Genomic DNA, 23662 nt, shown 5'->3' with positions numbered 1-23662 from the left:
AATGGTACTTAAAGTTCCGAATAGTAAAAACCTACTCGTACCTTATAGATACAAAAAAGCCCCTAACTCATTAAAAGTTAAGGGCTTTTAGACGTTTTCGGCGTTAACCGAAAGCTAATTTGGTGGAGCTGGGGGGATTTGAACCCCCGTCCAGAAAGCGTCGACCTTCGGTCCTACATGTTTAGTATCGTCTATTGGTTAACCTTTAAGTCTCGGACGAACACGATAAATAAAGGCGAGGCCGCTTAGTTTTAGCCCTTCAACCCCGGCCAGGGTTTCCGTAGCGATCTTGTGTAGGGTGACACTCCAGAACCAGAACCACAAGCATTTCTTGGAGGAGTGCTAGCGGGCTATTATGCCGCTAGAGCGTAGTTATCGTCGTTTGCGATTACTTTAAATGCGGCTTTTTTACGAGGCCAACCGCCCCTCGACATGCACCTCAGGCTTCATGAATCCTGTCGAATCCTAATCAGCCCCTGAATTTGGTATTCAGTTCACTATAATTTCTCGGACAGATTCCGATAATTAGCGTGTGTCCCGCATTATACATAGGATTCATTGCATTACAAACGAGAATCGCATTTTTTCCTTAATTATCCGCGTGGTAAAAATTGTGGTAAAAAACATTGGATTAAAAGTGAGCAGTGTTGATTGCGTTTTAGTCATTTTTCTGGGGGCTAAGATTGAAATGCTTAATGTTTGAGCTGACATCCTATGCTTTAAAAGTAAGGTATTTGTTTTTATATGGTTAAACCTGAGACCTACTGCTGCATATGCTTTTCAAAACGTAGAAGGTTGATCACAAATAGGGGAGGGGGACTTTTAAGTTGTGAAAAAAGACAAATAAATGGAAACTGAATTTAAGTGCATTTTTTAAAAGATACTACTTGGCTTTGTTACTCAATATTAGATGTTTTTGTTCACATGAATAGACTCTAAATTTAACAGACAGGCTGCTATGAGCGAGGAGCTGAAGGACGAGTAAACTCATTTTTGGAAAAAAACGGGTTAGAACTGCCCACATGAGCCATTGCTTTCACAGTTATTAAACCAACAACAGCAAAACCAATGTATATCCAGTCAATTGTGCTGCTATAACCAATTGCGACGGCTAAAATCGCACCAATATCATCGACCACTGCAAGGGACAGCATAAATACCCTTAATACCTTTGGAATGCTTTTACCAAGTAATGCCAAATACCCTAAAACAAAAGCTGTATCGGTCGACATAACCACCCCCCAACCATTTAAGGGAGGGGTATCAAATTGTAGTACCACAAAAATCAATACAGGAACAATCATGCCACCAATGGCAGCAGAAATAGAGAGCATAGCCAATTTGGGACTTCTCAACTCACCTAAAATAAGTTCTCTTTTTAGTTCTAGTGCGACTAAAAAGAAAAAAATGGTCATGGCACCATCGTTTATCCATTTATGTATAGAACGCTTAAGCTCAATTTCACCAAAGCTGAAACCAACAGGAGTTGCCCAAAATTGAAAAAAAGGCTCGCTAAAACTAGAATTCGCAAAAATTACTGCTATGAGTGTTGCAATCAAAAGGGCGCCACCTGATGCAGTCTCAATTTTTATAAATCGAGTAACAGGTTTTACGAACCAATCAATGTGTACTTTTGGTAGTTCTTCACCTTGAGTTTGCTTCCCTCTAGTGGTTTGCATTTTGAGGCGTACTAACAGAGTTACTTAAGTTCGTTTTATCTAGAAATTTAAAAAGCTCATTATTTGATGAAAGAACAAGTGTTGTATCTTCAGAAATAATGGATGGGTAAGACGCCATTGTGCGGGTAAATGCATAAAAGGCGATAGCTTCAGGTGCTTGATTGTAGGCTTGTGCATAAATTTGTGCAGCTAAGGCATCAGCTTTTCCTCTGATCTCTTCTACTTGCTGATAAGCTTCTGACTGAATTTTATTTAGGTCTCTGACCCTATCTCCCCGAATTCTGGCAGCTTCGCCATTACCCTCTGATAAGAATCGCTCTGCTATTTGCCTTCTTTCACTTATCATGCGCTCATAGATTTTTGGACGAACGCTAGCATTGTAGTTAATTCTTTTGAATCGGATATCTAACAGTTCGATCCCAAATACTGACACTTTCTGTGAAGCAGAATCAAATATCTCTTGCTCTACAAATTTTCGACCTTTCTTTATTGGTACCAAAGTGCCAATTTTTAGCTCTTCTTCAAAGGTACTTAATAATCCTTCCCTTAATGCGATTCGCTCTTTATTGGTTCTAATAATTTCAATGAGTTCATGTTTTGCAACGGCATTTCGAGTTTCACTTCCTAAAATATCATCTAACCTAGACTGGGCACTGTGCTCATCTTTCAGTCTAAGAAAATACTGTAAGGGATCAACAATTCGCCATCTTGCAAACAAATCTACTGAAATATAAAGTTTATCTTTTGTAGGCATATCTGATGGCCTGCCATCCCATTCTAAAACACGTTTATCCATAACATTTATCTGTTGAACAAATGGAATTTTTATTTTTAGGCCAGCATTGGTTATTGGTTCACCAATAGGCTTACCAAACTGAGTGATAATTACTTGTTCGACCTCACTGACAGTGTATAGGCTATTTCTTGCAAAGATAAACACAACCAAGGCTATAAAAATTGTTGAAAATCTGAGTAGGTTATTCACTTTAGCTCTCCTAGTTTTGAATTACCAAAGTGCAGTAGTGGCAATACATTATGTTCAGTTTGATTAAGAATAATTTTTGAGTGAATATTTGGGAGTACTTGTTCCATTGTCTCTAGATATATCCTTTTCACCGTGACTTCTGGCGCCTTTAGATATTCAATGTAGAGCGCCTGAAAGCGTGCAGCATCTCCCTTGGCCTCATTTATGCGCCTTAACCTATAACCATCAGCTTCTCTTATTCTTTGATCTTTTTCACCCAAAGCTAGTGGGATCACTTTGTTATAATCACGACGCGCTTCATTGATAAACTTTTCTTTTTCTTGCTGAGCTTGATTTACTTCGTTAAAAGAGGCTTGGACAGGTTGTGGTGGATTTATATTTTTCAGTTGGACTTGGTCAATTCTAATACCCATTGCATATTTTGTAGAAAGAGCCTGCATTTTGCTTAATGCCTCAGACTCTATTTCCTGCCTGCCTATCGTGATGACTTCATCAACGGTTCTATCACCGACGACTTCTCGCATAACCGATTCGGAAACATATCTTAATGTCTCAGAGGGCTCTCTAACTTCGAACAGAAATTTAGTCGGTGCATCAATACGATATTGAACCACCCATTCAACAAGTGCTGCGTTTAAATCACCAGTTACCATCTGTGTTTCTTTTAAACCTAGAGAGTGTCGTGAAGGTTGATTGCGCTGATCATTATTACTGGTTGAAAACCCGAACTCTTGTTTGAGTTGCCGTTTAACTGCGACGATGGTTGATATATCAATATTTAATGGTAGTTTAAAGTGCAGACCTGGCTGTTCAATGTGTGAGAATCTTCCGAATCGTTGGATAACAGCGACTGAATCACTAGGCACGGTGTAAACTGAACTCCATATACTTAATAAAACGATAAATAGAGATAAAATAAGCACAAAAGTAACTGGTTTATTATCTGGAGTGTTGTTTTTAGAATTGAAAAACGCCTTAAAGAGTTTATTTAGATTTGGTGGTGATTTATTTCCTCCACCCCAAGGGTTGTGATTAGTTGATAATTGCTTCATTGTAAAAGTGCTCCAAGTTGAATGGCTTTAGTTTTGCTAGGTAAAATACTTTTTCACGAACGGTGAGGTCATTGCGGACAATAGCCCTACATAGTCAATTTTAAATTCAATTTCCTGTCCTATTTCCAAAGGCGTGTCATCGCTTTCAATTACAATATGATCACTGCTAGCCGATATGATTGTTAGCCCCTCTGGAGAGATTAACCCATGAGGGTCAACATCCTGCCTACCTAAGGCAATTATTGCTTGGGCAATATCACCTCTATCAATAATGTCATCTTGTTCTCCAAAAGCATTTTTATGACGCTTGCCCCAAGGAATGGATGGTTTTTGATTAGATTCAATCACTTCAGCAATGAGTTTTACTGTATCAGTATGTGCGCCGCTAATACGGCGTTTATTGAGCGCTTCTACTCCAAAATAAATAGACTCACCCAAACGCAATTGGTTTACACGTTCGACATTGTCTGAACTAAACGCCCACAATAAATTTGCTGAATTTCCACCTGAAATAATGTCTAGCTTAATTTTAAAGTGCGTTTCTATATCAGACGCTAATTTGGCCAAATATGTCATATTATGGTTGTCTGGTGCGATACCATATCTACATGCCAAATTAGCACCAATGCCTTGTAAACTGATGTTTGACAATGAGCGTGTTTCTTTGATTATCTCAATAAGATGATGTGGCATAACACCTTCTCTTAGATCGCCAAGTTCTACCATGATTATGACTTGGTGGAATACTCCGAGCTTTTTTGCGGATGCAGAAAGCGCTTGTATAGTAGAAATCTCTGTATTCAGGCTTATATTACAGTTCAGCAAAACCCGTTCTAATTGACTCAACATCGGAGGTCTTATCAACATTATGGGCACTGAAATACCGGCTCGTCGCATTCTTTCAATATTTTCAATTCTTGAATCTGCTAGAATAGTTGCACCTGCATCTATTAAGAGCCGAGCAATAACTGGGTGACCCATAAATACTTTAGTTACAGCTACAACATCGATTGCTAAAGGTTTCAGCATTTTTATTAACAGCGCTGCATTCTCTGCTATTTTGTTACCGTCAATATGCAGCCGAGGATTACTCATTGTAGAGTAGGTATTTTTATTCTGAGATGAGGAAATTCTATCAATATCATTTGAATTAAAAACATACTAGAGCGGCTTAATGCATCGGTTACGGGGACCGAGAAATCTTTAGAGTAACGGTATGTATATTCTTCGAGATCCATTTCATCCATTGCTTCATGGTTAATACATATGCCGATAACCTTTGTTTTTGCAAAGCTTTCAATCAACTCTATTTCAGATGAAAGCTTAGGCATTGGCATATCCTTAAAATCGACCCGCTCTTTCCTATGCGGGGCGTGTTGCAATATGACAGCATGAGGCGCACTTCCTCTTAAGATCATTGCACTGGTCGAAAATGCAGGATGACTTAAAGCGCCTTGACCTTCAATTATGATGATATCGGGCTGTTCAATTTTATAAGCACGATGGATGACAGCTTCAAGTTCTCCTGGACAAAATTGAGCAGGTATAGAATCCATAACTAAACCATAGGGGCTACCTTGAATAATACCGGTTTGACCTGTTGCAATGAAGACGACTTTTAAGCCATATCTTGTCAGCGCATTACTTAATGTAACTGCTGTGGTGCGTTTTCCTATTGCACAATCCGTTCCCATGATGGCAACTCTTGGGCAGGGAACTTCCTTAAGAATATTTCTAAAAACTTGTAGTTTGCATTTATTTACGGGTCTTCTGATGTCATAAAGTGAAACACCATACTTTTTGCTAGCAGCTATGAATTCAGGATCGTCGTTTAAGTATTGATGCAATCCATTGACTATATTCATACCACATGTAATGGCTTCTAACATAACTTGACGGTCTATAGTGGATAGCAAACCATTTGAATGCGCTAAACCGTAAATGAAAAAGTTGACAGGTTCATTTGCCATTTCAAATGCTTCATTTAAGTTTGAATAAATCGGAATGCCATTTCTTTTATTATCTAAAACATACCCAGAGTCTAAACCAGCCATTTCGCTATCAATGACGGAGAGTATTCTAAAGTTAGATGATTGTCTTATAAGCCCATTCGCTGTTTTACCATCACTTTTCGTGAAATTAGCTTCACAATAAATAATCGCAGTTGGAACAACATCTAGCTCTATGAAAGAGTTAAGTTGAGGCTCTTTAACTTGATTTTGCTCGTTATTGTATACGGGGGCCTTCTGAGAGAAAGGTACTTCTGCCTTGAGTGACTTTTTATTCATGATAACACCTCTAATGTGGAAATTACTTAGAGGGCAATTTGTGCATGCCGAAGCGCCAAATCGGAAGAGGTACAAGTAGTCCCCACTAAGTTAGTTGGGGGATGTTTACATTAGTCTATTTTTTGAGCATAAGATAGTGATAAGTCAAATTAAATTAAGATTATTTTTACTTTAATTCTAACCCTATGAAATACAGTTAATTATATTCCTATGAAAGTGTGTAGGCTTAAGGAGGTTTGTGAAAAAGGAAACTTTACGCGCCTGCGAGTACATTAGATGCCTACTGAACAAGGTGTTATCACCGCTTGCTGCTCAAGCTCAGATTCATTACCCCCGGTAATAGAGTTACCTATCTTGCAGTCAATTAAAGATGCGATTGTTGTAAGGTGCTTATTTAAATTATTACTCAATGTTTTTACTCTCTTTGTATATAGGAGCAATTATTGAATAACAGCTAAAAAATCTGTCAAAAATGTGGTTTGATTTATTAGCTAAAAGTTGAACGCTTTCAGCTTGATTAAAAAGATAGCTGAGTTATTAGTCAGATTAAGGCGCTGCTAAAAGCGGCTTTAAATTCTAAGAATATTTTTTATCACTTGCTATTAGTTAAGAAGTTAATCGCGTCATCGCCTGAGATTAGCGAATAACGGAAGGTCGCTTAAAAAATCTTTTTTGAACAAAACATTTAGGGCTAAAGGACTTGTTTGAAAATAGCAGACTATCTGCGTAACTGGTTTCTGCCCATTACTAATTACAGCTAAATTTACTCAACAATCCCTGTTGGGCAAGAGCTTTTTATTTTAGATAATGTGATTTCATCGAGTGAAATTCTACTACCGCAAAAAAAGACATTTTTAGAGCAAGCATGTTCCGGATCATTGAACTCAATTTGCTCATCTTTTATCGTAATTTTAAGACTACAGTTAATACCGTAATCTGGTTCATCATAACTAAACTTTAAAAGATTACCTTCTCGCAGCATTAATAAAGGACCGTTTTCATCAAAAACTTCGCAAACATGAAAGTTTGCCCCCCAAATAAGTCCGTTTACTAGGTATCCATTTTCAGATTTAGAAATATTTATATAAGAGGTTTTTGAAGTTTTAAGTCCTGAAGTAAGGTCTGTGATTTGTGCACTTGATGCATAACACCCATCTAAAGTTTGCTCATCAATAGAAAAAATAATGATGCCCCAAATTAGGATTAGAAAAAAATGAAAAACTTCTTCATGCTGACCGTGACAGTTAATAGTTTGCCATAGCTTAATCAAGCTATAGCTATTATTAGAAGGTAATTTTTGTAAGTAATGTAAGATTTGTAAGGTTTGTAAGCACTTATTGATATAGCAGGTCATTACTGATGTATTGGTAATATATTCCAATATATAAGGTGCCTTATGAACCGTAATAATCTAATTAAGATCACTGCTTTATCAGCTTTCTTACTCAATGGCTGTGGCTCCAGCAGCTCAGATAAAAACACTACAAATGAGTCCATATCTAATCAGAACAACACATTCAAATCAGAATGTACTGTTCTTCCAAGTGGTTTAACCCCTTTAACGTTTCAGGTGAAAAAAGAGAAGGTTGAAGTCAATGGTGTAAGCTGTGATGGCTCACCGGAAGCATTTAGCCTAATGTACAAATCAAATCCACAAGTTAAAAGTTTATATTTGGGTGATATTGAAGGCTCAGTGGATGACACAGCCAACCTAGAATTAGGTAACTTAATTAGAGATAAAGGCCTGGATACAACAGTCGATGCAAAAAGCCATATTACATCTGGCGGAGTTGATCTATTTGCTTCTGGTTTAAAACGTAACTGGTCTTCAGGTGCAAAAATAGGCGTTCATTCTTGGAGTGATGGTACTAAAGATGGCAGTAGCTACCCTAAAGATGATGCATCTCATACCATGTATATCGAGTTTTATAAAAAAATGGGGATTTCTACTGACTTTTATTGGTTTACTTTAAATGCAGCTCCTTCTAACGGTATGCACTATATGACCGATGATGAGGTCGCTAAGTATTTATTACAATCAGCAAATAATGAGAGCAGCTCTATTAATGCGATTCCTAAAGAACTCGCCAAAACATATACCCCAGCTCTCGGTTTTGATAAGTACGCTTATGTCTCAACACCAAATGGAGGAAAGATACACATCATTGCACAAGACAAAATTAACGAAAGCCAACTAATGCGCTCTAAAGCAATCCTTGAGCATTTCTTGAGAAATTTTGAAGGCTCTAAATATGGGGCAGACAAATCAATGATCGCAAACAAGATGGCTGAAAATAATGCAATATTGATGCTGTTAAATGGTCAAGATGATGGTAAAAACCCTGCGAAAGAACTTGATGGACAGCCTCTTTACCAAAATGAGATTCAAGTAGAAGGTCATGAGTGGTATCTAAAGCAAGATTACACTCACAGAGATGCTGCCTATGAAGAAATATTACATTTAGTTCATGATTATGGGATTGGCGTGGATAAGAACCCAACTTTTATCGGTGCAGCTAAAGACTTCCAAACTGAAATAAGGCTCGCCCAAGAAAACGCCATTGCCGACAAATTATGGGGCAGAGGAGATGAAAACCAAGCATGGCTAGAGGAGCTAAGAGGCGAGAACAGTCTTTCTCAAGAATACCTAGCAGCCGTCATAGATTCTTATTATGGACTATGGGGATCATGGCAAGCTCCTAAAAAAGAGGATGAAGGTGGCATGTGGGGTATTTACGCAGCAAAGACACGTGATGATATAAAAACAAAAGACACAAACGGTTGGAATTTGATGGGTCAATTCTTTCACCCATATTTAACCTATAACGCTCAAATACACGATAGTTTCAAAGGTGACTTTAGCTTAAGATTCGACGCTAAAAAGGCATATACAAATCACTCTAGATATTTAAAAGATATTACTCTTACAGGTTCAAATAATGCCAATGTAGTTGTAAATGAGCTCAATAACACTATTGTTGGTAATAGTGGTGACAATGCCGTTATCTTTTCAGGCGAAGAAGCAAACTATGTCGTCGAACAAGGTCAAGATGGTTGGCACACAATCACAGATAGTCGAGATAATGGTGATGGTATTGTTAAAGTTAAAAACATTGAAAAGCTAAAGTTCCTCTCTACTGAAGTAAACTTAAAGTAGTAGCTTCAATTCTGAAGGGCTTTGAGAGTAAGCTCAAAGCCCTTTTTCAACTCCCATCTAAACTTGTCAAACTCGCATTTGTAAGCCTATGTAAGCATTTGTAATCTCTCTTTCGAAGTACTCTTTCATCATCTAAAATATTACTATCTATGGCTCGCTTATTTATCCTGAATGTCTAAACCCTATGTAATTTTAGTTGAAGACGACCCTGAAATTTCTCGTCTGATGCAAATGTACTTTCTCACTGAAGGCTTTGAGTCAATTGCTGTTGATAATGGTGCTAAGGCACTATCAATAATTAAAGAAAAAACACCTGACTTAGTATTATTAGACTTAATGCTGCCAGGAATGAGCGGCAGTGATGTATGTAGCGAATTGAGAACTTTCTATAATGGGCCCATTATTGTATTAACAGCCTGCGATGACGATATGAGCGAAGTTAGTCTACTTAAGCTAGGTGCTGATGACTACATAACCAAACCTGTTAGGCCGCATATCTTAATGGCAAGAATCGAAGCAGTCTTTCGCCGCTTCACGCAGTCGTCTCATAGCACTAATAACTCTAACGACGAGCTAAAAATTGGAAGTTTAAGCATAAACCTCAAAATACATCGTGCAACCCTCAATAATGAAGAGCTTCAACTATCGCAGACTGAGTTTGAAATGCTAATACTGCTTGCAAAAAATGCAGGGAGTGTTGTTTCGAGAAAGGAGTGTTGTAAATTACTTAGAGGGATTGAACTAGGTTATAACGATCGTTCTATTGATATGAGGATTTCAGGACTAAGAAAAAAGCTGAGAGATAATCACCCTCCTTATAAGCTCATACATACAATCCGCAACAAAGGCTATATGATACGAAATGAATAAAATACTTCCCCCTTTATTTGCACGTATCTATATAAGGATTGTTATCGCACTATTCGTTAGTATTTTCACCGTTGTTTATATTGCGAATGACTTCTTAGAAAAAGACGAACTAGATGATTTTTACAAAGATACGAGTTTTGTCTATTCAACCATTCAGGCTGAATGGAAAAAGAGAGGGCAAAAGCCACAAGATTATTTAGATACATTAAGTTTTCCACTGCCATACAATCACTTTGATATTTCGTGGCAAAGGCATGATGATACAAATAATTTATGCAAAGATTGCATATATCTAAATTCAATTAATGGCGTGGATATATATGAAAAAGGGCACGATAACCTCGCGGCTATATTTATGGTCGAAAACATAGGCGCTCTAATCATTTCTGATAGGCCCCCCCTTATATTAGACGAAAATCACTTAACTACACCCTGGTATAAAGATCCAGAAGATATACTACCACTGGTCTTGTTGCTTGTAATACTTACGGTCCTTGCTATTTTTTTATATCTCCCCATCTTTAAGCTTAAAAAACAAATTGAATACTTAGCAAAAATTAACAAAAGTTTTGGTTCTGGCGATCTCAGTGTTAGAGCAAACGAGAAGTTGCAGCAACCCGTTAAAGAGCTAGCTGTTAACTTTAATGCAATGGCAGAATTGATTGAAAACACAGTAAAGAAAAGCCAAGTTTTTGCGCAAGCTGTACCCCATGAAATGCTAACACCACTGAGTAGAATTCAATTTGCTACAGGTCTTCTAAGAAAAAATTATCAACAAGAAGTAGAGCTAGCACTTTTAGATAATATTGATACTTATATCGATGATCTCAAAGACCTGACAAATAAGGTCGTAATGCTTTCCAGATTAAGCAACAATAGTAATTCAAGTAAGCAAGAATTAATTGAAGAAATCAACCTTTTAGCATTCATAACATCTCGTTTAGCTGTTTTATCAGAGGACGGTAGTAAACGTGTAAGCCTCAAGTGTAGCGAAGATCACTTTATTAAGTGTAATAGTCTTCATTTAAGACTTGTGCTCGATAACCTAATAACAAATACCCTGAAATATTCTAAAAGCAAAGTCGTTATCAAAGTGGTCATTGCTCAAGGCATTACTTCAATATTTTTCGACAACGATGGTGAATGCATTTCTAAGGAACAGTCTCAATTTGTATTTCTACCTTTCGCCAGGCTAGATGACAGTCGAAATTCCAAAACAGGTGGTGTTGGGTTAGGTTTAGCCATAGCTAAAGCCGCAGCAGAACAAATGAATGCAAGTTTAGTTTTGAGTGAAAGTAATTTAGAGGGAACATGTTTTGAAGTAAAGCTCCCAAATCAACAAAAGCTTTAATATAGAAAGTAGTCAATTTTTCTGCACTCTTGTGGTGAACAGAGAAATAACAGCTAAGCTAGATAAAGGCTTCTTTAAATTTTTCCCAGAGGTCAATGATGATAATTTTTCTTGCTCTAGCCTTAATGCTGTTTACAAACTTTGCCCATGCTGATGATGAATACATAGAACTTAAAATTGGCCTGATCGACAATTACCAGCCATTCAGCTATGAAGAAAACGGTCAATCGAAAGGTATATATGTTGAGAAAATAATACGCATTGGTCATCATCTTCGCTTTCAGCCTAAATTTGTTTTTTTACCACTACAGCAAATATTAAAAAAGTTAAGGCTGGTAAGCTAGATGGTGTAGCTGGTGTAGTTTATACAGAAGATAGGAATCGATATTTAAATTACATTACAGAACAGCCACTTACCAAGCTAAATGTTTCTTTATATACAAAATATATGATCAGCAATGTCGAAGGCTTTTTCCTATCTAAACCCATAATTGGTGCGAAAATAGGTTTTAACTTGGGTTCGAAATTAGATAACACTTTAAAAAAATCAAAGATAGAGCTTTATCGCTTTAATAACATGGAGGAAGCACTTGAACTTTTAACCAATAATAGACTTCAAGCGATAATACATACTGAAAACGAGGTGGATTTATCTCTTAAATATAGCGATCTAAAACTTTATAAAAGTGATGAAATCCTATCAGAAGAGTCTACTTATCTCGCCTTATCTAAAAGGGCACATAAAAAAATATTAAAATTAAATAAAGTGTCCGACCTGCCAGTCCATGAATGACTCTTATTTATAAACTTTAAATTAAGTAGTCATTGCAATGGCTTACATTTGCTTACTTAAGCTTACTTAAGCTTACTTAAACTTAAGCCCCTTATGCTTATTATCTTAGGGTAATATTTAATTTGGAGCCTATTCATGAAATCTTGTTTTATTCCTTTGTTGTTTATTGCTGGTAGCAGCTTTGCTAATGAGTTAACAGTCGAATACCATTTCTTAAATACAGACTTAAACGGCAAAAGTAGCAGCGATGTTGCTGGCGCTGTAAAGGTTAATTATCAAACACCCGTTGCAACAAACTTCAATGTCGTCATTTCAGTACAAGACTCTTTCAGTATGAGTTTCTTTGATGAGTCATTAGATTTCAAAAAAGCTGACATCGCAGGGCAGTATAATTTATCTATCACTGAACAGTTTTCGTTACGCCCTTATATTGGCGTATCGCATTTGCTCTCAAACAGCAAATTACTTGAAGATAATAAGTGGGGAATTACATATGGTTTTAAAGGTAACTACCAAATTAACAACTGGAATGTTTACTTAGGCTTAGAGAGGTTCAAGGTTTCAGACTTTGATGGTGATTCATTCATTGTCGGTATTGGTTACTCTTTCTAAAAGCCACTCTTGATGAATGAATATTTTAATACTTATAAAAATTTGGAGTACAAGTGAATAAAGTTGTTAACAATGCTACCCCTCTTTTAAGCTCTATAAGTAAAACCTTAACGCCTGAAAATGCAGTCATTAAGGGATCAAAAGATTCGGTTCAAGCCATAGATACGGCCAAACTAGGTATGTCTGCAGACAAGCACTTCGATAAAGTACTAAAAAGTATTTATGGGGAAGAAGCTGTACAAGGGAAGTATATCATTTCTGATCACCCATCTGTATATGCCAGAAAAGAAAAGCTACAAGCAGAGCTCGGATTAGCGATTAAAGATTTTGAGTCTAGGTTTGGTGTATCGTTAAAGGGCGCGAAGTTTGAGCAAAACCGATACAACAAACGATTCGAGCTCGATGATACAGTTACAGACTCCAAAGTAAGAGAGGCCTTTGAAAACAACTCTCTATTGCAAAATGGGCTATATGCCCTAGAAACCATATCAAACTCCATTGGAGCAGGAATTGCACATAAACAATATCAGAAACTTTATGAACAAGGTCAAACAGCTCTCGCTGACGATACTCTTAGTAAGATTTCAGACATATTAAATAATGGCAACTTCCTTATTTATAATGGCGATAAAGTTGAACATCAAGGGTTATTAAAAGTACAAGCGATGTACCCCAGAAATGACAGTGCTGTGGCTGGCTATGCGAATTGATAAATTACAGGTAATCATGGAGTATCGTTATAATTATACAGCTATTTAATTAAGTACGCGCTATTTTAGAAAGTCGAATATGGTGCTGAACCGTCCTGCTACAACTTATTCTGTAAAAATATGAGTTAAATGGACTTATTCATAGCTTGTTGCTTTAGCAAACGGCTTAAAGTATTAAAAATGAGGCTGTCAGGTCAGGTGAAACTAAATGACCTGACAGTAAAAACTACGTAAAGCTTAAACTTACTCACGAGCTATTAGCGAATAAAAGTATTCAGGTACAAGTAATTTTCTTTTTGTTTCAATCAGCTTATCTATTGCTTCAAGGGTAACTTCGCCATTGCCGAGGTTAATAAGGTCATAAATAAGATGCAGCTTTAATTTCAGCTCTTTAAATTCAAAAGCACAATAATAATCTTCAATGTTGTTTACCATTTCAGTCCATAAGCTCTGCATTTGTACGCCAAGTGCTTTACTGAGCTTGATCATAAATAGTTGTAACATGGCTTCATCGTTACCGGTGAGCTTAAATGGTAAGCGGTAGAATGGTTTAGGTAACCCATTTTTCTTTATAACTTGAAACTGACTGGTATAAGCGACAACATTGAGCGGTTTTAATTTATAAAACAGATGCTCATTAGCTGCAGTGCCAATTTTTAATAGGTTTGCTGGTTTGGCAATTGGGTTCGGGCTCAACGGGTGATGACTTTTGATTGATGGTTTTGAGTTATTCATTTTTTCCTATTTGGCTTGTAATTTGAATAACTAAAATCGCATTAATCGAGACTCTGTCAAAAATCTGAGTGGTTAATTAGTGTAACTCCACCCAATTTAGTATAGCTCTTTCGTAGAGTTTTATGCAGCCTCAAGGTAACCAATTGGCGTCATATCACCAAGTGAATCATGAGGCCGTTCGTAATTATAGATATCTAACCATTCATCTGTGATTTCACGTACTTCTTGTAGTGACTCAAACAAGTATAAATCTAGCACTTCTTCGCGGTAACTTCGGTTAAATCTTTCCACAAAGCCATTTTGATAAGGACTACCTGGTTTTATAAACTCCAGCTTGATGTTGTTTTCCATAGCCCACGTTTCAAGCGTTGTTGAGGTAAATTCAGGACCATTATCGACTCTAATTTGCTTTGGTTTACCTCGTCAAGCAATAATATGCTTTAGTGTCCTAATCACTCTTTCTGCTGTTAGGCTGGTATCAACTTCAATGGCTAATTCTTGTCGATTGAAGTCATCGAGTACATTCAATGTTCTAAAACGATGCCCATAGCTCAATGCATCACTCATAAAGTCCATTGACCAAGATTCATTATGTTGTGTTGGTACACTTAATGGTTCAGGTGTTCTTGTTGGTACACGGCGCTTTCCCTTACGTCTTAAGTTTAGTTTTAGCATGTTATAAACGCGTTCGACACGCTTTTATTTCATGGCTTACCCTTTTTAAGAAGCCTTTTAAATAGTTTTGGCAGTCCCCATCTTTGATGGCGCTCTACCAATGTAAGTAGTGCGTCGATCACTTCATCATCTGACGGTCGTTTATGTTTGTAATAAAAAACTGAGCGGCTCAGTCCTGCCACTTCACAAGCAAATGCGACGCTGACGTTAAATTGAGCCCTTAAATGCTCTACCCAAGCTCTGCGCCTACTTGTTTTTACAGCTTTTTTGCGATGATATCCTCAAGCATAGAGTGCTTTAGGGTCAGCGTTGCAAACATATCTTTAAGCTTACGGTTTTCTTCTTCAAGTTCTTTAAGGCGCTTTACATCTGAAGCTTCCATACCGCCATACTTGGAGCGCCACTTATAAAATGTACTTTGGCCGATGCCGTACTTTCGGCAAATTTCCGGCACAGGAATACCTGATTCAGCTTCTTTGATCATGCTGACAATTTGAGTTCGGTGAACTTGCTTTTTCTCATCGTAAATTTTCCTATTTTAGTTAATGGAAAATTCTACTTATGAACTGTTTCATTTTTTGGGGGAGTTACAGACCCGTTATCCTTTAGAACATTTTTTGAAGGAGAACTTTCAGATTTATAACTTGGAGAATTTGAATTTTTATTATCTGATCCACTGATGTCAAAAATACTCGTCATATCGCTGCCGATGGTCAAGACGAAATCTGTGGTAAAAAATGTGGTAAAAACGAGAAGTAAGGGAAGTGAATGCGCTGCAGCCCAGTAAATACGGGCTTATTCTGGGGGCTAATCAGCCCCGATTCAGTCATAAGACATAAATCTTAGAATACTTTTCTATCGCCAGCAAAGCTAGTGATGGTGCGGATTGTAGCGGTATTGTATTGGTTTGACAACCTTTTTCCGTTTTTATCTTGTGTACCAGTGAGTGTACCAGTGAGTGTTGATGCTAATTTCAATTCTGAATTAGTTGCTGGATAGCCAAAATGAATTAGAGTGCTGATTGATTGAAGCCAATGTATTATCAGATATTTTATAAGGAACTGAATAATTCTTTGAAAAATATTTTCTCTAGTGTAATTTAACTTACTGCTACAAAAGGATATTTAAATGAGTGATAGACATATTGAGGGGGCATCAGTTGACGATATCCTTCACGACACATTTGATTTGCTTAGAAACAAAGGCAGTAAGCATGAGGCAACAAAGGGGGTTTTTATTGAATACGATAGTTGTTTAATAACATTAACTAATCCAGTTGCAAGATTAAGTAGAACGGACATAAAGCAAACTATTTATAGTTGTTTAGGGGAATTTTTTTGGTATCTATCTGGTTCTCAGGCTTCTGAATTCATATCTTATTATTTAAAAGATTATAAAAATTATGCTGAATCTGATGGTAACGTTCACGGGGCTTACGGGAAAAGGATTTTTGACTATGACGGTAAATTTAATCAATTCGAGCAAGTGCTTAATCGATTGAAAGAGAAACCAACCACAAGGCAAGCTGTTATTCAATTATTTGGAGCACAAGATACAGCACGAAATTACAAAGATATTCCTTGCACATTAAGTTGGCAGTTTATGATAAGGCATGGGAAGCTCAATATGTACGTCAACATGAGATCCAATGATGCTTATAAAGGCCTTCCTCATGATATTTTTGTTTTTACAATGATACAAGAAATTATCGCACTGGAGATGGAGGTTCAAGTGGGGCACTATCATCATTATGTAGGTAGTTTGCATTTATATGAAGAAAACTTAGATGATGTAGAGCGTTTTGTGTCTAAAGGCTTTACTGATCAAGCTCCAGTAATGGCCGAAATGCCTAAAATTTCAGACTTTGCATCAATTAAGATGGAAGTACTTAAATATGAGGAATTAATTAGGTCTAATCAAGTAACTTTAAGTCAAATTACTGAAGCAAGCTTACCTAAGTACTGGATAGATATTCTATTACTACTTTTTTCTTTCAGTCAAAAAAGAGAGTTTGCTAAAGATAGGTTGGAAATTGGAGGCTATGTAGAATCATTAAATAAGATAAAAGCTCAGTTTGAATGTCCAAACTATGAATCTATTTTAGAAACAAAGATTCAGGCTGAAAGATGTAAATATTCACAAGGAGTCTAATAAAGTGTTACTTAGAAGTACTCAATCAGAGATAAGAAAAAAGTTTCATGAAAGATTGCTCAGTTATAACAATGATGAAGAGAATATCAGAATTATAGAAGCTGAAGATGTCAGAAATACTCTTGTTACACAACTAATAGATAGTGTCAGAAGAGTTGATTATATAGAAATGTTGAAAAATAGGCCGGTTTCTCAAGAGCGATTGGATCCTATAAGCCCAATGTTTGACCCATTAAGAGCTGCGATTTACCACTTTAATAACGACAATATTGATGAGGCCAGTTGGCTTATCTTTTTATTCACTCACTTTGGTAAAAACCCTGATACAGGGTATAAACTTTGCGCAGATATTTATGGTGCTTATGGAGAGAGAGAAATTTGGTCATGGGATACGATTATTAAAGGTACATCAGAATTTGAAGACTGGTATAGGGCTTGTTATCCAAAGATGATTAATGATGGTGAAGTCAGAAAGTTCGGAAACCATAGAAAATATGAGTCTTTAAAGCCTAATGCTAGGAGGTCTTTAGCAAAGGTGTTTAGTTCTTATATTTCTTGGGTTGGTAAAAGTCATATGGCTAAATTCAGCGAGGCTGAATTTATAGCAAAAGAATCAGAGATTACCTTGTTTGAGTACTTATACCGTTCTGTTCAATCTGTTCTATCTATTGGGAGAACTGGAGCGTTTGATTATTTGACGATGCTTGCAAAAGTAGGAATTATTAACGCTTCACCTGACAAGCTATATTTACAAGGCTCAACTGGACCAATTCAAGGCGCTAAACTATTGTATGGTGAAAATTTCACTGTGAACTGGAATAGTCAAACTTTCGAAGAGAAGCTTTCATTATTTGGTGATGTGCTGGAATTAGGAAGGTTCAAAATGCAAATACTTGAGGATGCACTATGTAATTGGCAAAAAAGTCCAGCAAGATACAAGTATTTCAGGGGTTAGATTAACCCCATTTATACTTAACTTTAAGCTTGTTCAAATGGGAGTGGGGGATATACCCTTTGTGTTGAAGTTGTCCTACTATTATACCCGGTGAGATGTCTAACTGTTTAGCAAGGCGCATTATTTTTGCATAATCTTTAGCTCTGAGACTGAAAAGATAGTTCTGTTTACAAGCGGGCACTAAAGCAGACATTGCAAACTCATTAGCCTCTTTCTCTAATTCTTGGGTATATGGGTTACTACCTGTGCCCTCAATGAAAACTTGAGTGTGACTATGTAATATTACATGGCCTAATTCATGTAATAATGTAAACCAAAAATGATCGTCACTTAGGTGCCTGAAACTTAAAGCTACTATCGGCGTACCATCTTGATAAAAGGTAGCACCACTAGCTTTGCAGCCCTTAACTGCTTTTACTACAGCAATTTTAACGCCGCATGAATTAAGAATTAACTCTAGTTCTCCCAAGAAAGCTGATGGTTCTTTAATTCGAGATAAGCTTTTAATTTTATCAATCTTTTCTATGAGAAGTTCTTTATTAAACTCTTGTACATGTTGATGTGAGCAACTCAACTCTGCAAGCCTTAGCCATGTAGTTACAGCTAAGGGGCTAGAATCAAATGAGCTCGAAGTTCTGAACGCAACATTCTCAACTCTAGATTTATAAATGCTTTCCCATTCATCTATTGCTTTAGAGTCAAAGAATGCTAAGCATTCCGCAATTCTATGAGGTTTAGTGGCTCTTTTTGTTAGGTAACCCCTATTAACTAAATCAGAGATTGGAAGTTCTTCAAACCAACTTTCACATTCATTAGCTTGATGTTCTAATGATTGAAAATAGTTTTCTTCTCTATTTAGCCAAAAAGATTTTGATACACCAAAGGTTTGCTCTAAGCGTTCAGCAATGTTAGAGGTAAGTTTAGAAAAACCATTCAAAAGGCTCTTAAAATTTTCAGGCTCTAATTCTAGGATAGCCATAAGCTCATCGCTAGATAAGGAATTTTTATTTGCTAGGTTCTGAATTGTAGCTCCAGGAGGAGAACACCAATTAGGCTGAAAATTTTGCATATTGCACTCCATCGTCCAAAACCTCTACTAATTTTAAATGAGTAACGTAATCCCAGTTAGTAGAACTTCCTTTGTTATTTAAACCATAGCTGTTATTTGCTACGAAAGCTAATTGGATAGAATCAGTGATCTTGATAATAAGTCTTTCTGGAGACATAGAACTTTGAAAAAAATATGGAACTGACAACAAGACTTTTAACTCGACAAATGAGCTAGATGCTCTTATGTCTTCAAGAATTGACATAAAAGTATCTGCACAAAAACCAAATATTTGTTTTAGCTTTAAGTACTGGCTGCAGGTATCTCTAAGTTCCCTAGAGCTAAAGGCTATTTCCACTTTTACCTTGTTATCTTTCAGTCGTAAATAAGTTGTTATATTACTTGTTTTTAGTGGTTTTTGTCTAGGTCTAGTTATATAAGGTTCAAAATGAGCGAGGGTTTTTCATATTTAAGAAAACAATGTGAATAGTTAAAAATTAAATTAAGCTCGTTTAGCAGCATGGATGCTGCGTCACTCTGGAGTTTAAAATCTCACTTAGAATCCTCTTTGATTAAATCTGTTTATCCGCAAAACTAGCTTGAGTCGTTGGAACGACTCACACCCCAAAGCAACAAGCAAATCAAAACGAAAATTCAGGGATGAATGGTGATCGCCGAATGGACTCGGCGCTACAATGCTAATAAATATTCTATTAGTTGAAACAACTCATTTAAAGCTTTCCTTTTAAAGAGGAAAACTCCTAAAAATAGTTATTATCTGCACATACAGTTAGTTGTCGCATTAGCTTCGACGATTGTTGGACTCTCGTTTAATTTGATAACACGAGGCGGCGGCCAGACACCGCTAAAAGCGTTTGGAACAAGAGAAACAGCAACCAAAAGCTGATAAAATTTGGCATTGAAGGCGACCTTTGGGTCGCCTTTTTTGTTTATTAGGAGTGCGCTTTTAAATACTTCATACGTTTTGTGGTTAATTGGTTTTGATCAACCTGTATCTCTTCATCGATTACGATCGAGTTTTCCCAACAAGCTAAATGTAAGCTTTTAAGATTTATTTGAAACTAGGCTTAGAAAGCTTGTCTTTCAAAGAAGAAAAGTTAGAAATAGCAGTATTATGAACGCATACAGTTTGTTGTCGCTTCTGCTTCGACGATTGTTGGATTCTCGTTTAATTTGATAACACGAGGCGGTAGCCAAACACCGCTAAAAGCGTTTGGAACAAGAGTAACAGCAACCAAAAGCTGATTAAATTTGGCATAGAAGGCGACCATAGGGTCGTCTTTTGTGTTTTTGTAATTCAGTTAATTACTTTCCTCATGTATTAAATAGATTATAAGGATGTCTTAAAAAAATAAATAATGGCGCGCTTGCTCGTCCTATCACCGTATCTAGAATTAGGTGATTCTTCCTAGGCAAATCCTAACACGCCATTATTCACAATGTACTCGAGTACGTTGTCGACATGGTCAGTATGCAGCAAATAATTTTTGATTCGAGTGTTGTAGCGTTTGTACTTACATTAATTGCAAAATTATTCTTGAAAACCCTTCATTAAACCTTCTCTTTTTACCAAAAGATTCAACCTTTGACCTTTATGATAATTACAAATTCGTTAACAGAGAACTGTTGCTCTCATACTCAGTAAATTGAGCTAAAACCTTATTTCTGCGGTAGTTACTGTCTATCGTGAATGTTTGAGCATATAGCACAAAAATATGGTCGTTTAGGTTGCGTTACAGCCTCACATTATCTCATTCAATTATCTCCCATTTCACTTTTGCGCCTTTTTTGCATTTTATTTTCAAAAGGGATCTTGGTGAGTGATTTTATGAAAAATGTGTCTGAGTCTGTCTCTATTGTCGCGGAGCGGCATAAATAGAGACAGACGGGGTTTACAGCTTTGAGCATTGGCTTTAAACACACGCCAAGCAAGATCTCGGGTGTTTTATTTGTCGCACTTTCTGCGATATGCAAAACGCACATTTTGCTTGATGAAATGCGGAATATTAGTGACTAGGAAAGTTACTTTATACAGCCTATCCCCTTTATCAGATAGGCCATCGCATTGACATTAATGCTTTTCATGTAGGGCCGACCGTCCCATTAACACGGTTTAATACTAACCATTTTTAGGGGAATTCATGAAAAAATTAAATAATCACGAATCGAGAAATTTTGGTTATGGAAAACAGTTAGCCTTTGCAGGTAAGCAGGCACTTCTTGACCGTTATGGAGAAGGGAGATTTGCAACACAAGCTAGCCATTATGCGCGCTTTAAGCAATTTGCTGATTGGTGCAAAAATAACGGGATTAGAGATGCAAGAAAAATTGACTCAGACATAATTTCTGCGTTTGCAAACTCGCTTTCTGAGCGAGTTAATAATAACAGTCTTTCAGTTAGTTACGCTCAAAATCAATTGTCTACTGTCAATGTCGTACTCTCTACCATGCGTGGAGATAAATCATTAGTTGTTTCTCCGTCATCTCTTGTAGGGGAGCGCTCACACATTAGGCAGAGCGTCCCCCTCTCATTGAGCAGAGAACGCTATGAGTTAGCGCACCAGAAGTTGCTTACAGTTGATTCAAAACTCACTTTAGCATTTGCTCGAGAATTTGGTATGAGGTTACGTGAGGCGGCTTTATTTAGGCCAATGGATGCTGTTACAGAATGTTTTAAAAAAGGCGGATTCAATATCCATAGAGGCGTAAAAGGTGGCCGACAAGCTAAAAGGTTCATAACGCCAAATAGTCGTCAGCTCCAGTTGTTATCACATTCTCAGCAAGTTTTAGGGCATAGGGCGCTAGTTGATAGAGTAGGGAATTATGCAGAATGGAAAAACCGGTTTTACAGAGAATATGAAAATTCAGGTGCGCATGGGGTCATTGGTAAATACCATGACAACAGAGCTGCGTTTGCCTGTGAAATGTATAAGAAAATAACAGGTTCTCCTGCGCCTGTCGTAGCAGGTAAGCGATTAATCTCTAGAGAGCGCGATAAGGATGCCCGCTTAAAAATATCACTTATGCTTGGTCATGGTCGCATTGATGTTGTTTCACAATATATTGGCTCGATGAGATGACTGAGGTTCAAGAAAAGCAGATTGAGGGAGAAGTTTTCAGGATTATGCGGCACAAGCTAAAAGGGAGAAATTGTGATGTTGAACTGAAATGCTGGCAAATGGTAGCTGTTTGTAAGTTGATATATCAAAGATTCGGTGTGAAACCATATAAGGTGCGTCTTAAGCACATCATTTGGTATCTTGACGAAGAGCTGTTTTGGATCATCTCTGAGAATACGGCCTATCGCTATTATCTAGCAATTAAATCATTCTGTGAGTGTATTGATAAGTGGGGGCACTGGCAAAGACATATAGTGAAAAGGTCGCTAAGGTTATAAGTTTAAAGGTTTTTACTGTTAAGGTGTTTTATTTTTGAATAGTTGGCAGGTGATGAGTTGCGCAAACAAAGCAGATTATTATACTATTCACCCTTTGGCCCTGAAATGGGGATAATCAATAAAGGATATAATAATCCATGCGTCTACTTACTTTTATTTTTTTATCATCCACGCTGATTTCTGGTTGTAGTTTAACCAGTTTGGTTTCTATACAAAATCAACCCTGCGAATACTACCAATCAACTGATGAAACAGGCTCTTTAGGGAAACTGGTTGAGTTAACTGTTGGCGGAAAAGTTTTAGATTTATTCGCCCTTACTCCAGCAAATGACTCATCGGATACTATTGAACCATACTACATTTCTTTTGGGACTTGCAAATTAAACCTCTATCGCGATATTTCAGAAATTAAAGGTACGTCGTCCTATTATTCAGAAGTAATACTTAGGAATGGGGAGAAGCTAAATATACCTACACATAAGTTTAATAGCTTACATGTTGTTTCTAGATATATAGAAAATAATGAAAATGTAGATACCTATAAGACATCTTTATACAGTCCTAGTTATTCTGATTCCGGACAGGGTTGGACACATATTAAAGTGACTGATGAGCAATTAGAGCCTAAAGCCCTAAATGAAGCTCGGACGCATTTACTAACTGAGATAGAAACTAGATTTAAAGAGCGAAAATTACTTGAAGAGAAACTGTTAGCAGAGCAGCAAGAGCGTGCGCGAATTGAGCAAGAGAAACTGTTAGCAGAGCAGCAAGAGCGTGCGCGAATTGAGCAAGAAAAGCTTAGAAAAGAAAGGATTGCTCAACAGCAAAGAGAAAAGAGGAAGATGGAAGTGCTTTTATCTCTTGATAGCCAAGGGACTGCATTTTGTAAAAATGGTGTCTTAAAATACACTTCTCCTCCAATTATTAGGAGCTGTGGTGGCATTGCGTGTCCTTCACATATACCAAGAGAAGTAAATGGTTATATGTCAGTATATTTGGAGCGTTATAACTCTAAAAATGACACAATGAAAGTAATCGTTAATGGTTGGTCAGCAGTCAACAAAATTTACTATAATAGTGAACCAACTTTTGAAGGGATGCCAACTACGCCTGGGGTACATCTTTACATTCCTAATGCTTCTTCTTGGGAGCTATGTAGCGAACGAACGCCTTTATAAAATCT

General features: G+C 37.0%; 21 protein-coding genes, 1 other RNA gene and 1 pseudogene. 11 read left to right on the top strand and 12 right to left on the bottom strand.

What is annotated here, in order from left to right:
• Nucleotides 1–120 precede the first annotated feature (120 nt).
• From ssrA to AAEU28_RS11920, 8 genes are all read right to left on the bottom strand, one after another.
• Nucleotides 121–477, bottom strand: a transfer-messenger RNA (tmRNA) gene (gene ssrA, locus AAEU28_RS11955).
• A gap of 479 nt (nt 478–956) precedes the next feature.
• Nucleotides 957–1679 carry a Na+/H+ antiporter NhaA gene (locus AAEU28_RS11950; protein ID WP_421964320.1) on the bottom strand — a complete coding sequence of 241 codons (723 nt, stop codon included), beginning with the start codon at nt 1677–1679 and terminating at the stop codon, nt 957–959.
• Nucleotides 1666–2664: a protease modulator HflC gene (gene hflC, locus AAEU28_RS11945; RefSeq protein ID WP_421964319.1), complete on the bottom strand. Its 999-nt coding sequence runs from the start codon at nt 2662–2664 to the stop codon at nt 1666–1668. Before hflC ends, AAEU28_RS11950 begins: the two co-directional genes overlap by 14 nt.
• A complete protein-coding gene (gene hflK / locus AAEU28_RS11940) occupies nt 2661–3716 on the bottom strand; it encodes an FtsH protease activity modulator HflK (RefSeq protein WP_421964318.1) in 1056 nt (351 codons plus the stop codon). Before hflK ends, hflC begins: the two co-directional genes overlap by 4 nt.
• Before the next feature lie 36 nt (nt 3717–3752).
• Nucleotides 3753–4811, bottom strand: a complete 1059-nt coding sequence (locus AAEU28_RS11935; RefSeq protein WP_421964317.1) for an alanine/ornithine racemase family PLP-dependent enzyme — start codon at nt 4809–4811, stop codon at nt 3753–3755.
• Nucleotides 4808–6004, bottom strand: coding sequence for a DUF1611 domain-containing protein (locus tag AAEU28_RS11930; RefSeq protein WP_421964316.1), 1197 nt, complete (start codon nt 6002–6004; stop codon nt 4808–4810). Before AAEU28_RS11930 ends, AAEU28_RS11935 begins: the two co-directional genes overlap by 4 nt.
• A gap of 272 nt (nt 6005–6276) precedes the next feature.
• Nucleotides 6277–6414: a hypothetical protein gene (locus AAEU28_RS11925; RefSeq protein ID WP_421964315.1), complete on the bottom strand. Its 138-nt coding sequence runs from the start codon at nt 6412–6414 to the stop codon at nt 6277–6279.
• A gap of 353 nt (nt 6415–6767) precedes the next feature.
• On the bottom strand, nt 6768–7385 hold the full coding sequence (locus tag AAEU28_RS11920) for a hypothetical protein (protein ID WP_421964314.1): 618 nt from the start codon (nt 7383–7385) through the stop codon (nt 6768–6770).
• 15 nt (nt 7386–7400) lie between these two features.
• Between AAEU28_RS11920 and AAEU28_RS11915 the strand changes: the two genes are divergently transcribed.
• The 7 genes from AAEU28_RS11915 to AAEU28_RS11885 all read left to right on the top strand — a co-directional run bounded on the left by AAEU28_RS11915 (nt 7401) and on the right by AAEU28_RS11885 (nt 13497).
• A complete protein-coding gene (locus AAEU28_RS11915; protein WP_421964313.1) occupies nt 7401–9161 on the top strand; it encodes a hypothetical protein in 1761 nt (586 codons plus the stop codon).
• Nucleotides 9162–9332: 171 nt separating this feature from the next.
• A complete protein-coding gene (locus AAEU28_RS11910) occupies nt 9333–10031 on the top strand; it encodes a response regulator transcription factor (protein ID WP_421964312.1) in 699 nt (232 codons plus the stop codon).
• The gene (locus AAEU28_RS11905; protein WP_421964311.1) at nt 10024–11382 is read left to right on the top strand and encodes an ATP-binding protein; all 1359 of its coding nucleotides are present in this window, start codon (nt 10024–10026) and stop codon (nt 11380–11382) included. The genes AAEU28_RS11910 and AAEU28_RS11905 overlap by 8 nt, the downstream gene beginning before the upstream one ends.
• A 95-nt stretch (nt 11383–11477) precedes the next feature.
• Nucleotides 11478–11726, top strand: a complete 249-nt coding sequence (locus AAEU28_RS11900) for a hypothetical protein (protein ID WP_421964310.1) — start codon at nt 11478–11480, stop codon at nt 11724–11726.
• 104 nt (nt 11727–11830) lie between these two features.
• Nucleotides 11831–12175: a hypothetical protein gene (locus AAEU28_RS11895; protein ID WP_421964309.1), complete on the top strand. Its 345-nt coding sequence runs from the start codon at nt 11831–11833 to the stop codon at nt 12173–12175.
• A gap of 135 nt (nt 12176–12310) precedes the next feature.
• A complete protein-coding gene (locus tag AAEU28_RS11890) occupies nt 12311–12787 on the top strand; it encodes a hypothetical protein (protein WP_421964308.1) in 477 nt (158 codons plus the stop codon).
• Nucleotides 12788–12840: 53 nt separating this feature from the next.
• A complete protein-coding gene (locus AAEU28_RS11885) occupies nt 12841–13497 on the top strand; it encodes a hypothetical protein (RefSeq protein WP_421964307.1) in 657 nt (218 codons plus the stop codon).
• A 243-nt stretch (nt 13498–13740) separates the two neighbouring features.
• Here AAEU28_RS11885 and AAEU28_RS11880 read toward each other — a convergent pair whose 3' ends face one another.
• Together AAEU28_RS11880 and AAEU28_RS11875 are read right to left on the bottom strand one after the other, a co-directional pair.
• Entirely contained in the window at nt 13741–14232 is a 492-nt protein-coding gene (locus tag AAEU28_RS11880) for a hypothetical protein (RefSeq protein ID WP_421964306.1), read from the bottom strand.
• 120 nt (nt 14233–14352) lie between these two features.
• Nucleotides 14353–15429 (bottom strand): annotated as a pseudogene (locus AAEU28_RS11875) (IS3 family transposase).
• 606 nt (nt 15430–16035) lie between these two features.
• Here AAEU28_RS11875 and AAEU28_RS11870 point away from each other — a divergent pair.
• The gene (locus tag AAEU28_RS11870; protein ID WP_421964305.1) at nt 16036–17058 is read left to right on the top strand and encodes a thymidylate synthase; all 1023 of its coding nucleotides are present in this window, start codon (nt 16036–16038) and stop codon (nt 17056–17058) included.
• Nucleotides 17059–17062: 4 nt separating this feature from the next.
• Nucleotides 17063–18013 carry a hypothetical protein gene (locus tag AAEU28_RS11865; protein WP_421964304.1) on the top strand — a complete coding sequence of 317 codons (951 nt, stop codon included), beginning with the start codon at nt 17063–17065 and terminating at the stop codon, nt 18011–18013.
• A gap of 1 nt (nt 18014) precedes the next feature.
• Here AAEU28_RS11865 and AAEU28_RS11860 read toward each other — a convergent pair whose 3' ends face one another.
• Complete coding sequence (locus AAEU28_RS11860) at nt 18015–19082, bottom strand: ImmA/IrrE family metallo-endopeptidase (RefSeq protein WP_421964303.1); 1068 nt, start codon at nt 19080–19082, stop codon at nt 18015–18017.
• The gene (locus AAEU28_RS11855) at nt 19063–19419 is read right to left on the bottom strand and encodes a hypothetical protein (RefSeq protein ID WP_421964302.1); all 357 of its coding nucleotides are present in this window, start codon (nt 19417–19419) and stop codon (nt 19063–19065) included. Before AAEU28_RS11855 ends, AAEU28_RS11860 begins: the two co-directional genes overlap by 20 nt.
• Before the next feature lie 1804 nt (nt 19420–21223).
• Between AAEU28_RS11855 and AAEU28_RS11850 the strand changes: the two genes are divergently transcribed.
• The gene (locus AAEU28_RS11850; RefSeq protein ID WP_421964301.1) at nt 21224–22162 is read left to right on the top strand and encodes a hypothetical protein; all 939 of its coding nucleotides are present in this window, start codon (nt 21224–21226) and stop codon (nt 22160–22162) included.
• A 454-nt stretch (nt 22163–22616) separates the two neighbouring features.
• Nucleotides 22617–23657 (top strand): hypothetical protein, encoded by a 1041-nt coding sequence (locus AAEU28_RS11845; RefSeq protein WP_421964300.1) that lies wholly within the window; start codon nt 22617–22619, stop codon nt 23655–23657.
• Nucleotides 23658–23662: the final 5 nt, after the last annotated feature.

The organism is Pseudoalteromonas sp. SS15, assembly GCF_049257195.1.
Taxonomy (GTDB): domain Bacteria; phylum Pseudomonadota; class Gammaproteobacteria; order Enterobacterales; family Alteromonadaceae; genus Pseudoalteromonas.
The sequence above is the reverse complement of the archived record's forward strand: the minus strand, read 5'-3'. Positions and strand labels throughout refer to the sequence as shown.

Coding starts and splice junctions, on each gene's coding strand:
- AAEU28_RS11950 (WP_421964320.1), bottom strand. CDS start 1,679: ATGCAAACCACTAGAGGGAAGCAAACTCAAGGTGAAGAACTACCAAAA.
- hflK (WP_421964318.1), bottom strand. CDS start 3,716: ATGAAGCAATTATCAACTAATCACAACCCTTGGGGTGGAGGAAATAAA.
- AAEU28_RS11935 (WP_421964317.1), bottom strand. CDS start 4,811: ATGAGTAATCCTCGGCTGCATATTGACGGTAACAAAATAGCAGAGAAT.
- AAEU28_RS11930 (WP_421964316.1), bottom strand. CDS start 6,004: ATGAATAAAAAGTCACTCAAGGCAGAAGTACCTTTCTCTCAGAAGGCC.
- AAEU28_RS11915 (WP_421964313.1), top strand. CDS start 7,401: ATGAACCGTAATAATCTAATTAAGATCACTGCTTTATCAGCTTTCTTA.
- AAEU28_RS11910 (WP_421964312.1), top strand. CDS start 9,333: ATGTCTAAACCCTATGTAATTTTAGTTGAAGACGACCCTGAAATTTCT.
- AAEU28_RS11905 (WP_421964311.1), top strand. CDS start 10,024: ATGAATAAAATACTTCCCCCTTTATTTGCACGTATCTATATAAGGATT.
- AAEU28_RS11900 (WP_421964310.1), top strand. CDS start 11,478: ATGATGATAATTTTTCTTGCTCTAGCCTTAATGCTGTTTACAAACTTT.
- AAEU28_RS11895 (WP_421964309.1), top strand. CDS start 11,831: ATGATCAGCAATGTCGAAGGCTTTTTCCTATCTAAACCCATAATTGGT.
- AAEU28_RS11890 (WP_421964308.1), top strand. CDS start 12,311: ATGAAATCTTGTTTTATTCCTTTGTTGTTTATTGCTGGTAGCAGCTTT.
- AAEU28_RS11880 (WP_421964306.1), bottom strand. CDS start 14,232: ATGAATAACTCAAAACCATCAATCAAAAGTCATCACCCGTTGAGCCCG.
- AAEU28_RS11870 (WP_421964305.1), top strand. CDS start 16,036: ATGAGTGATAGACATATTGAGGGGGCATCAGTTGACGATATCCTTCAC.
- AAEU28_RS11860 (WP_421964303.1), bottom strand. CDS start 19,082: ATGCAAAATTTTCAGCCTAATTGGTGTTCTCCTCCTGGAGCTACAATT.
- AAEU28_RS11850 (WP_421964301.1), top strand. CDS start 21,224: ATGAAAAAATTAAATAATCACGAATCGAGAAATTTTGGTTATGGAAAA.
- AAEU28_RS11845 (WP_421964300.1), top strand. CDS start 22,617: ATGCGTCTACTTACTTTTATTTTTTTATCATCCACGCTGATTTCTGGT.